Here is a 10,746-nt window from a genome sequence, read left to right on the forward strand (position 1 = left end):
TGGGTGAGCGATCCCCTCACCCCCAGCCCCCTCTCCCGCCCAGCGGGCGAGGGGGAGTCCCAAAACCATGATAGATCGAAAAACCAAGGCTCCCCTCGCCCGCGTCCAGTGGGAGAGGGGCTGGGGGTGAGGGAACCATTACCCACCCAGATCTCTATTCTAAAAAGCTTGTTGTTGGGAGGATTTGATGAAATATACTGCGATTATCACCGAAGGTGGGCTGCTACCTGCCGATATGCTCCAGACGATTGCCGAGGGCGAGCAAGGCGGGAGCATTGGCCAGCGCCCAGAAGATTTTGGGCTGCCACGGGGCCGCCGCATGAGCGATGATATTGCCGCCGCTTGGGGCCAGGTGCGCGCGCAGTGGCAAATTTTTCAAGCCTCAATCGAGCGCCGACCAAATGATTCGCTCACGACGCTGACCCGCCGTTATTGGGTCGAGCCGTTTTTGCAATTGATCGGCTATGAGCCAACGTCAACCAAAAGCGCACGTCGGGTCGATAATCGCACCTATGCCATCAGTCACTCCGCCGATGACAACGAGGATTCGCCGCCCATCCACATCGAGGGCATCAATACCGATATCGATCGCCGCCCTGAAAGTGGTCGCCCACGGATCTCGCCGCACGCGCTGATGCAGGAATATCTCAACGCAACTGAGCATGCCTGGGGGATTGTGACCAACGGGCGACGGCTGCGCTTGCTGCGTGATTCATCGCAAACTACGCGCCCAAGTTTCGTTGAATTCGACTTGGAGTCGTTGGTGACGGGCCAGTTGTTCAATGAGTTTGCCTTGTTGTATCGGGTATTACACCGCACGCGCTTGCCGCTCACCAGCGCCGATACGGCAAAATCGCTGCTCGAACACTATCACCAGCAGGCGCGCGAGGCGGGCGGACGCGTGCGCGAAGGCTTGCGCGAAGGGGTTGAAACGGCGCTCAAAGTGCTTGGGCGCGGCTTGCTGAGCCATCCACGCAACGCCGATTTGCGCGACCGCTTTGCCAATAATCAGTTAACGCCGCTGGAATATTATCGCCAGTTGCTCAAATTGGTGTATCGCTTGCTGTTTTTGATGGTTGCTGAAGATCGTGGATTAATCGAGGCCGAGATCGCTAGCGACCCGCTCTCTGAGTTGGCGCAACGTGGCACACCCCAAGAACGGCTCAAACTCTATTACGATCATTATAGCGTTGGGCGCTTGCGACGCATGGCCGAGTTGCGCGGCGCTGGGCGCGGCCCGTATGACGATGTGTGGATTGCGCTCCAGCAGACGTTTCGGATTTTTGAGGGTACTGATCTCAAGGCTAGCAAATTGGGCATCGCCCCACTCGATGGCGATTTGTTTGGCGAGGGCGCAATTGGGGCGCTGGAAACGGCACGCCTGCGCAATGCCGATTTGCTGGCGGCGCTGCGAGCCTTATCAATCTACCGTGATCCGCAATCGAACAGTTTGCGACGGGTCAATTATGCTGCGCTCGATGTTGAGGAGTTGGGCAGTGTGTATGAATCGCTGCTCGATTATCGCCCAGTTGTGAATGCTGCCCGCTTCGATTTGGTTGCTGGCACCGAGCGCAAAACTACCGGCTCGTATTACACCCGCCCTGAATTGGTGCAGGAGTTGATCAAGAGTGCGCTTGAGCCGGTGATCACCGAGCGACTGCGCGCCAAAAATCCTGAACAGGCCTTGCTCTCAATTACGGTTTGCGACCCTGCTTGCGGGAGCGGCCACTTTTTGCTGGCCGCCGCGCGGCGCATCGCCCGTGAATTGGCTCGGGTACGCTCCGGCGAGGATCAGCCAACCCCCGACCAGTTTCGCCACGCCGTGCGCGATGTGATTACACACTGTATTTATGGGGTCGATTTCAATCCATTGGCGGTTGATTTATGCAAACTTGCATTATGGATCGAGGGCCATTGCGCTGGCATGCCGCTCTCGTTTATCGATGCGCACATTCGTTGGGGCAATAGCCTCGTGGGCGCAACCGAAGAGCTGATGCGTTTGGAGCCGAGAGCATCTGATACCGCCGAGGATCGGGCTAGCTTGGGTATTCCTGATGATGCATTTAAAGCAGTGGCTGGCGATGACAAAGCAATCGTTGCGGCCTTGCGCAAGCGGAATAAGCGCGAACGCGATGATATTCTCAATGGTCAAACGACCATGGACATTGCGCTCAGCCCGAGCAATCTCACAAACCTAAGCCAAATTGCGCGCCAACTTGAGGCGCTGCCCGATGATAGTGTGGCAGCTGTGCGCATAAAAGCGTCTGGCTACGCCCGCATGCGCGAAGACCTGCGCCCAACCTGGACGCGCTACAACCTTTGGACGGCGGCGTTTTTTCTGCCAATGACCAAGGAGAATTTGGCGTTTATTCCTACCAACGCCACGTTGTATGCGGCCAAACACGCCCCGCAAAGCGTGAGTGCTGGGTTGCTGGCCCGCGTCGATGGCTTGGCTGATCAGGCCGAAATGCGCTTTTTTCATTGGGAGCTGGAGTTTCCACATATTTTTGGCAACAATAGCCCCAAAGGCTTCGATGTGATTTTGGGCAACCCGCCATGGGAGCGAATTAAGCTGCAAGAGCAAGAACATTGGGTCGATGTGGCCGAAGTACGCGAGGCAGCCAATAAAGCAGCCCGTGAGAAAGTGCTCAAAGAATGGGCCAGCAGCGACGAACCAAGCAAACAACAGCGCTATGCCAAATTTGAACTGGCCAAATATACCGCCGAAGCCACTAGCCGCTTTATGCGTGTTTCCAAACGATACCCGTTAACAGGATTAGGTGATGTTAATACTTATGCTCTCTTCACCGAACTTGATCGAAATTTAATTAACGAACATGGTTACGCTGGTGTGATTGTACAAAGTGGCATTGCTAATGATGATACCAATAAATTATTCTTTGCAGATATTGTAAAAAAACGGCAATTAGTTAGTTTATATGATTTTGTAAATACGGAAGGAGTATTTCCTGGTATTCATAGAACACATCCTCATTTCTGTGCTTTAACCATGACACAAAATCAAAATTCACTACCTATAAAGCTAGCTTTCTACTTAACACGTCCAGAACATTTGAATGATAAAAGAAGGTTATTTACACTCTCGACGAGAGATTTCGAGTTAATCAACCCAAATACTAGAACATGTCCTACATTTAGAACAAAAGCTGATGCTGAGTTAACTAAGAAAATCTATCAACGCATACCAATCCTAAAAGAGGAATCTTTAAATGAAAGTCATTGGAATATACATTTCGCCACAATGTTTCATATGTCAAATGATAGTGGCTTATTCCAAAATTTTGGCTCTAATAGTTACTTACCTTTATATGAAGCCAAGTTTATTTATCAATTTACTCATAGATGGGCTTCAATGAATGATACTGAAACCATAGAAATAGAAGATTTATCTAATCCAAATATATTTATTAATCCTCGATATTGGATTAGTAATAAAGAGGTAGAAAAATGGAAGAAAAATAGATGGAACAAAAATTGGCTATTGGGTTTTCGTAATATTACAAATGCAACAAATGAAAGAACTTCAATATTTACTGTTCTTCCACATTCTGGTGTAGGGCATTCTATGCCTACACTTATTCCTGATGGAGCAACATCTATAAGTCTTGTTACGATTTTACTATCGATTCTCAATAGTATAGCTCTTGATTATATTGTCAGACAAAAAATTGGTGGTACTAATTTAACGTTTGGTTATTTGTATCAACTACCCGTACTCCCGCCCGAGCGTTTTGGCGAGGCCGAATTGGCCTTTATTGTGCCGCGAGTGCTGGAGCTGGTCTACACCGCGTGGGATATGCAGCCATTCGCTGAGGATGTGTGGGCTGAGCTAGACGAGTTAGCGCGGCAGACTATTTTGGCCCAAAATGCTGAGTGCAACCAAGGAGCGCCAGCAGCGTGGTTCAGCCCGCGCGACGGCTTTGGCTTGCCGCCATTCCGCTGGAGCGACGAGCGGCGGGCGGTTTTGCGGGCCGAGCTTGATGCCCGAATTGCGCGGCTGTATGGCTTAACCCGCGACGAGTTGCGCTACATTCTCGACCCAGCCGATGTGTATGGCCGCGAGTTTCCTGGCGAAACCTTTCGCGTGCTGAAGGAGAAGGAAACCAAGCTCTATGGCGAGTATCGCACGCGGCGGCTGGTGCTTGAGGCCTGGGATCGCGAGGAGTAAAGAGAGATCCCCTCACCCCCTAGCCCCCTCTCCCACGTGGCGGGCGAGGGGGGATTCAATTCGCGATCGTTCATGCTACATTGGAAAAACCAAAATTCCTTTGTTCGCGTCCAGTGGGAGAGGGGGGATTCAATTATTGATCCGCCGTGAATTCGTGGATAACACAGGATGTCGTTGGTTGCAGCCAATCCTTGATCGAACCACCTAATGCGCACCCCTCGCCCGCGTCCAGTGGGAGAGGGGCTGGGGGTGAGGGAACATTAACCACAACAAGGAGCATTGCCATGGATCGATTGGTGATACCGTATGAACTGGCCCAACGCATCCGCCAAGCAGCGCAAAAGTTTCGCAAAGTTGCAACGCCGAGCGAGGCAATCTTGTGGCAAGCACTGCGGCGGCGACAACTTGATGGCCGGAAATTTCGTCGCCAACACCCGATTGCCAGCTTTGTTGTTGATTTTGTCTGCCTTCAAGAGTTGCTGATTGTTGAAGTTGATGGGTCGATTCATGCCGATCAACTGGAGGCTGATCAGGAGCGGCAAGCTCTTTTAGAACAGTTGGGGTATCGCGTGCTGCGTTTGAGTGCTGATAGTGTTGAGCGCGATTTAGCCGCCGCACTTGCTGCAATTCGCGCAATGTGGCTTGGCGGTGGAGGATGATCCCCTCACCCCCTAGCCCCCTCTCCCACGCTGCGGGCGAGGGGGAATTCATTGCGCGATGATTAACGGTGGGATGATTGGAGATCCCCTCACCCCCTAGCCCCCTCTCCCACGCTGCGGGCGAGGGGGAATTCATTGCGCGATCGTTCATGATACATTGGAAAAACCAAAAATCCTTTGTCCGCAGCCAATCCTTGATCGAACCAGCTAATGCGCACCCCTCGCCCGCGTCCAGTGGGAGAGGGGCTGGGGGTGAGGGAACCCTGACGCTCGTGATCCCCTCACCCCCTAGCCCCCTCTCCCACGCTGCGGGCGAGGGGGAATTCAATTATTGATCTACCATAAATTCGTGGATAACACAGGATGTCGTTGTTTGCACTCATGCCCTACTATTACCACAAGACGAAAGCTCCCCTCGCCCGCGTCCAGTGGAAGAGGGGCTGGGGGTGAGGGAACACATCAAACTCATCAAACCCAACGCACCCCTCGCCCGCGTCCAGTGGGAGAAGGGCTGGGGGTGAGGGAACCTTCATTAACCACTATCTCGCCCAAATGCAAGCCTGATGGTATACTAAGCCCTAGCAACCTACGAGGCGCTACTGGCCCTCGCGAGCATCAAAGGAGTTGCCCCTATGGCCCGTGTCGATGATCGGTCGCTCTTCTACCTCGCCGCCAAAAGCTTTGTTGATCGGGCGCTACGCACTGACGATTCGCTCTTTACCCCGGGGGTTGCAGTTTGGACTGCTGCCAATCTCCAAGATTTGTATCAGCGCTTCGTTGGCGAGCCTGATGAGTCAAGCGACTCATTTATGATTAAATTTCAGCGCCAGCTCCATAATGCCCCCCCAATCGTGATTCAACTTGCAGCCGAAACCCAATTTATCTACCACTTGATTGCGCGTAATGTCACTGGTCAAGCCAAGCGAGCGCAGATCAATACGATTCTTAGCTGGTCAGCAGAGCCGGTGAGCCTTCCGCAAGAGCTTGATGGCGCGCTCGACCAAGGCATTGCCAACACTGGCACCGCCTACCTCACCTACAAATTCTACCAAATCAGCTTTATTATCGAATTTGTGCAACATTGGAAGAGCTTGTCGGCTTCAGCGCGTTCAGCGGCGCTCGCTGATCCATGGGAATTCAAACGAATTTTATTCTCGCTACCAATCAGAACAGCCTACGCTGCCCGCGAAATGCTGCTGCATTTGGTGCATCCCGATACATTCGAATCAATTGTTTCGCGTGATCATAAAGCCAATTATGCCCGCCAATATGCCCATCATCAACAAAGCAATAGCGATGATGTTGATCGCCGCTTATTGGAGATTCGCCGTTCGTTAACACCGCAATATGGGGCGAATTTCACCTTCTATTCGTTGCAGCCAGATCCCACCACAATCAGAAATATTGATTTTCCGGTCGCGCTGCCCTTGGGGCCAAAGCTACGGCCCTATATCCAGCTTGCGCTCAAACTAAACGCCGCGAGCTATAGCGCCGACCAAATTGTTGATGTGCTTGGCCAGTCCAATCCGCCATTGGTGGCGCTTAATGCCCGACCAAACGCCGACGAGCTGATTGATGTACTGCAACTGCTCCGATTGATTGAGCGCCTGCCCGACGATCGCTACCAGCGCTGGCCGCACCTAAGCGATGCCAACGAAGAGCATATGCTGCTCTATAGTGCGCTGACCCTCGTGCTGCCCGATAGCGAATCCAGCGACGATTATCAACTGCCAATCGCCAACATGCCGTTCGATGGCGAGGCGCATCCCGCCGAAGCTTGGCCCAGCCCAGCCTTGCTGCGCGATTGGTATCACGAGGCCAGCCTCATTGAGCAAGCTGATCGCGATTGGCTGCGGAGCAAACCCAATGCGTTGCAGCCATTGGCCAATGCCACAACCCCAACCGCCCATGCGATCAACACCTTCCTTGATCACCTAGAGCGCGTGCAAATCAGCCAGCGTAGCAATACCGATAGCGCCCTGCAAGAGCAGCCATTGCCCCAACTAACAGCCCCAGTGCTCAACGAGCGCATCGCTGAGCTTCAGCGCGAACTCTTGGTCAATCGCGTCACCTTGCTGCGCATCTACCGCGCGTTGATTGCTGGCCAGCATGTGATTCTGAGTGGCCCGCCTGGCACTGGCAAAACCCATCTTGCCCAACGCCTCCCCGAGATTTTCTGGCGCGATAGCGATGCCAGTGTAAGCTTGCGCATGCCAACCTCGCCAGCAGTACCGCCAACCGATCCGCCGCTTGAAGAACGCCACACCCGCAATGGCTATGCAGTGCAGATTGAAACTGCCACCGAGACGTGGAGCACCCGCGATGTGATTGGTGGGATTGTTCCGCAGTTGCAACGCAGCGCTGGCGGCAAAACCTTGGTCTACGGCGTGCGCCATGGCTGCCTCACCAACGCCGTACTTTCCAATTACGCTGGCTATGATGGCGAAAACGTGCCCAATCCTGAGAGCTTACAGCGCAGCGAAGTGGTGGTCAACGGTCAGCGCTATCGTGGGCGTTGGCTGGTCATCGACGAATTTACCCGCGCCCATATCGATGCTGCTTTTGGCAGTTTGTTGACAACGCTTGGTGGTCAGCGCAACGCTCCACTGAGCATTCCAACCGATGATGGCGTGGCCGTGCAAGTGCCATTGCCCCGCGATTTCCGCATCATTGGCACGCTTAATTCGTTTGATCGGCACTTTCTCAATCAAATGAGCGAGGCCATGAAGCGCCGCTTTGTCTTTATCGATCTGTTGCCGCCGAGCCGCGATGCCGCCGACGATGAGCAAGGTATCGCCGTCTATCGCGCCCTACTGCGGCTGAGCGACCAAAAACTCGATACGATTGCTGCCAACGAAGCGGCTGGGCGTGCAACGTGGCGCGGCGTGCTCAACGTTAGTCGCGAAGCCGACGGCGACGACCAACAAGTCAGCTATCGGCTCGATATTGAGCAGCAACAAGCCAAGGATGTGCTGGATAGCTTCTGGCGAATTTTCAGCGCGATTCGGGTCTACCGCCAACTTGGTACCGCCCAAGCAGAAGCGGTCTATGCTGCAACCTTTGCTGGCCACTCAATTGGCTTAAACTGGAACGATGCGCTTGATTATGCCTTGGCCGATACGCTCGCCGACCAGCTGCAAGTGCTCAATCGTGATGAGCTGCGGGTGTTGCTGGCCTATTTACAACATAGCGACAACGATACCCAATTTACCGAACAGATTACACAAATTATTAAGAGCTTGCCGCTCCCACGCCAAGCCAGCCATCTCGCCCATCTGCAAGCGGCTAGTCCCAATGGCAGTCAGATCAACCTGGCAAAGGCTGATGATCTCAATCCAAGCCAAATCCGCAAAATTTTCGACTTTGATCGTGAGCTGTTGATTGACCATACCAGCCAATTTGCCCAGCGCTTGCTGGCTTTCAGTAGCGAACGAGGATTGTAAATGTTGCATACGCCAACTGCGCTTGAGCAAACCGCCTTTGCCAGTATGCAAGCCCGGATGATCGAGCTGCTGCTGCGGCATGATGAGGCCAATTTTCACAAATTTATGGGTTCGTATGCTGGCTTTGCGCTTGAGGATAACCCCACGCTCAGCCGCTACCGCGATCTAGCGACGGTTTTTCATCTACGCGATGAACTCTTTGAGCATATTTTGCCGCGAATTGTACGCCGATTAAGTTTCGCTGCGCCACGCGAGCTGGTGGTCGAAGAACCACCAGCTCGCGGCCAGATCGATTGGGATCGCACGCTTGCCGCAACCTGGGATGAACGCCCAGGCGAGCCGCCACTGGCCTTAGTTACCCGTCAGCAGCGCCGCGATTTTGCCATTCCCGAGAATCTGCTGACCGTGGTTGCGCTCTTGGAATATCATCAACTGGTTGAAGCCCTGCTGTGGGATGAAAACGTAGCGGTCGGGGCGGCAGCGTTGCGGCATCCACTCACCGATATTGTCGAGCGCTGTGAGCGTGAGCTGGCATTTCCCCAATTTGCTGGCCTCCGCAGCCAAGCAGCCCAAATTATTGCTGGCCTGCATAGTGAATATCCCGATGGCACGAGCCTCGCAGCGCAAGTTAGCGATCAATTAATTCCTGGCGGCAACAGCGCCTACCAAGATTTGCTTGGCTGGCGTGAGCGGCTGCATAGCCTTCAATTGCTGCGACGGCTACCAACCGCGCCCGAAAACGACGTGTTAGGCAGCAACCCAACCCGCGATAACTACCTCTATCAGCTCTGGATTTTTTACGAACTAGCCGATTTGTTGATTGATCAGCAACGGCTGATCAGCATCGTCTACCCACAGCAGAGTGCAAAAGAAGGCATGCGCTTGCATTTTCGCTGGGGGCCAGCCAATAATGAAGTTGAATACGAGCTGCGCCACGATCAAGGCGTGCCAAATCCGGCGGCAGTTTGGAGCAGCAGCTCAACATCCGACCATGTACCCGATGTTCGGCCAGACTTTTATCTGACCCGCCTCAATCCAGCCATGGTCACGGTTACCCACAACGATCAGCAATTCTGGCGCGAACCAGGCATCATCTGGGACGCAAAATATTATCGACCGTTCGATAACAAAAAAGTTCCTGCCGAACCAATCAAGCGCATGATTGCTGATCTAGCCTTGCTTGGTGAAGAGCATGGCACGCTCTTGTTTGCATTCCTAACCCTCGATCAGCAGGTTAATCCTGCGAATACTGCCGATCGCGCCAGCCCCGAGCCAGCGCCGATCTATACTATCGCCCCGAAACGGGGCTTTGCCCACAACGTCATGCCTGAACAAAAAGTCCAGTTGCGCCAACTTCAGCCAGAAAGCACAGCTGGGGTAATGAGCGTTCGGGCAATTCTGAGCGACCTGCTGGAGAGCGCCCATGCGCGGCTTGGCCAACCATGCCAAGTGGCATGCCACGCCATATTTCTTGATTCGCTGAGTAGCAGCAATCGCTTGCCACTGCTGGAAAGCTATGGTATTGCAGCCAAAGAACTCGATGAAGTCGTTCTTTGCCCCAAACCGCATATTGGCCCATGGCGCATCGACCTCGTGCATCGAGGCCGCCAGTGTTGCGAAGATGCCAATGTTTGCCAAATTATTGGTTTCGCCAATAAACGCAAGCCGATTCGCCCGTTGCGCACCGCTGGCGATCTGCTCAACGAATTGCAACATATTTTGGCCTACAGCGACGAACTTGATGAACAAGAACTGGCGCGAATTGTCCAGGATGTTGAATCGATCACCCGTCAGTTTGCCGCAATTAATAGTATTCAATGGGAACAATATTTCAATCGGGTGCGTGATCTGGGCATGCGCGAAACATTTCATCTGCTTGATCGCTATGCCCAAGAGTCGCTGGCACTCGCTATTTTTCTGACCGATCAGCTTGATAGCATTAAATCGCATGATTACTCGGCTCCGGCGATTCATATTGGCAGCGTCATGGAGCGGCTGCTTAAAGAGCGCGTTTTTGGTGGCGGCAACTTACAGGGCGATTTGGCTAAGCCCCATAGCCATACTATGGGCAAGATCACCTTTTTACAGCAAAAACCTTGGGTTGATCAAGAAAACTGGGATCTCATTTTAGACCATGTTGATCGCCATTGGCAGTCAGAGATTCGCTTTCAGGATATGGATTATAGCTTTGATTTTATTAAGTTTGTCCGCTTGCTGAATCGCGTTAAGGATGCCCGCAACAATGCCGCGCACGTCGATCCCGTTTCGCGCAGCGATTATGGCAAGATGCAAGACCTCGTATGCCAAATGAGTCCACTTGGCAAGGGCATGCTTGATGTACTGTTGCTTGCATGGAAGTAGTTTAGTTCCCTCACCCCAGCCCAAACTCTCGTGGCGCGGGCGAGGGGGTTGGCTTTCACGGGTCGGTTGTTGAGATCCCCTCACCCCAACCCCT

At 53.3% G+C, this 10,746-nt stretch carries 4 protein-coding genes; all 4 read left to right on the forward strand.

Going from position 1 to position 10,746, the window contains the following annotated elements; translation table 11 throughout:
* Positions 1–187: 187 nt before the first annotated feature.
* Entirely contained in the window at positions 188–4,189 is a 4,002-nt protein-coding gene (locus ACFMKP_RS22565) for an Eco57I restriction-modification methylase domain-containing protein (RefSeq protein ID WP_382295437.1), read from the forward strand.
* A gap of 284 nt (positions 4,190–4,473) precedes the next feature.
* On the forward strand, positions 4,474–4,848 hold the full coding sequence (locus ACFMKP_RS22570) for an endonuclease domain-containing protein (protein ID WP_382295440.1): 375 nt from the start codon (positions 4,474–4,476) through the stop codon (positions 4,846–4,848).
* A 632-nt stretch (positions 4,849–5,480) separates the two neighbouring features.
* Entirely contained in the window at positions 5,481–8,291 is a 2,811-nt protein-coding gene (locus ACFMKP_RS22575; protein ID WP_382295443.1) for an AAA family ATPase, read from the forward strand.
* Entirely contained in the window at positions 8,292–10,652 is a 2,361-nt protein-coding gene (locus tag ACFMKP_RS22580) for a hypothetical protein (protein ID WP_382295446.1), read from the forward strand.
* Positions 10,653–10,746 lie beyond the last annotated feature (94 nt).

The organism is Herpetosiphon sp. NSE202, assembly GCF_042688385.1.
In the GTDB taxonomy this organism is placed as follows: Bacteria; Chloroflexota; Chloroflexia; order Chloroflexales; family Herpetosiphonaceae; genus Herpetosiphon.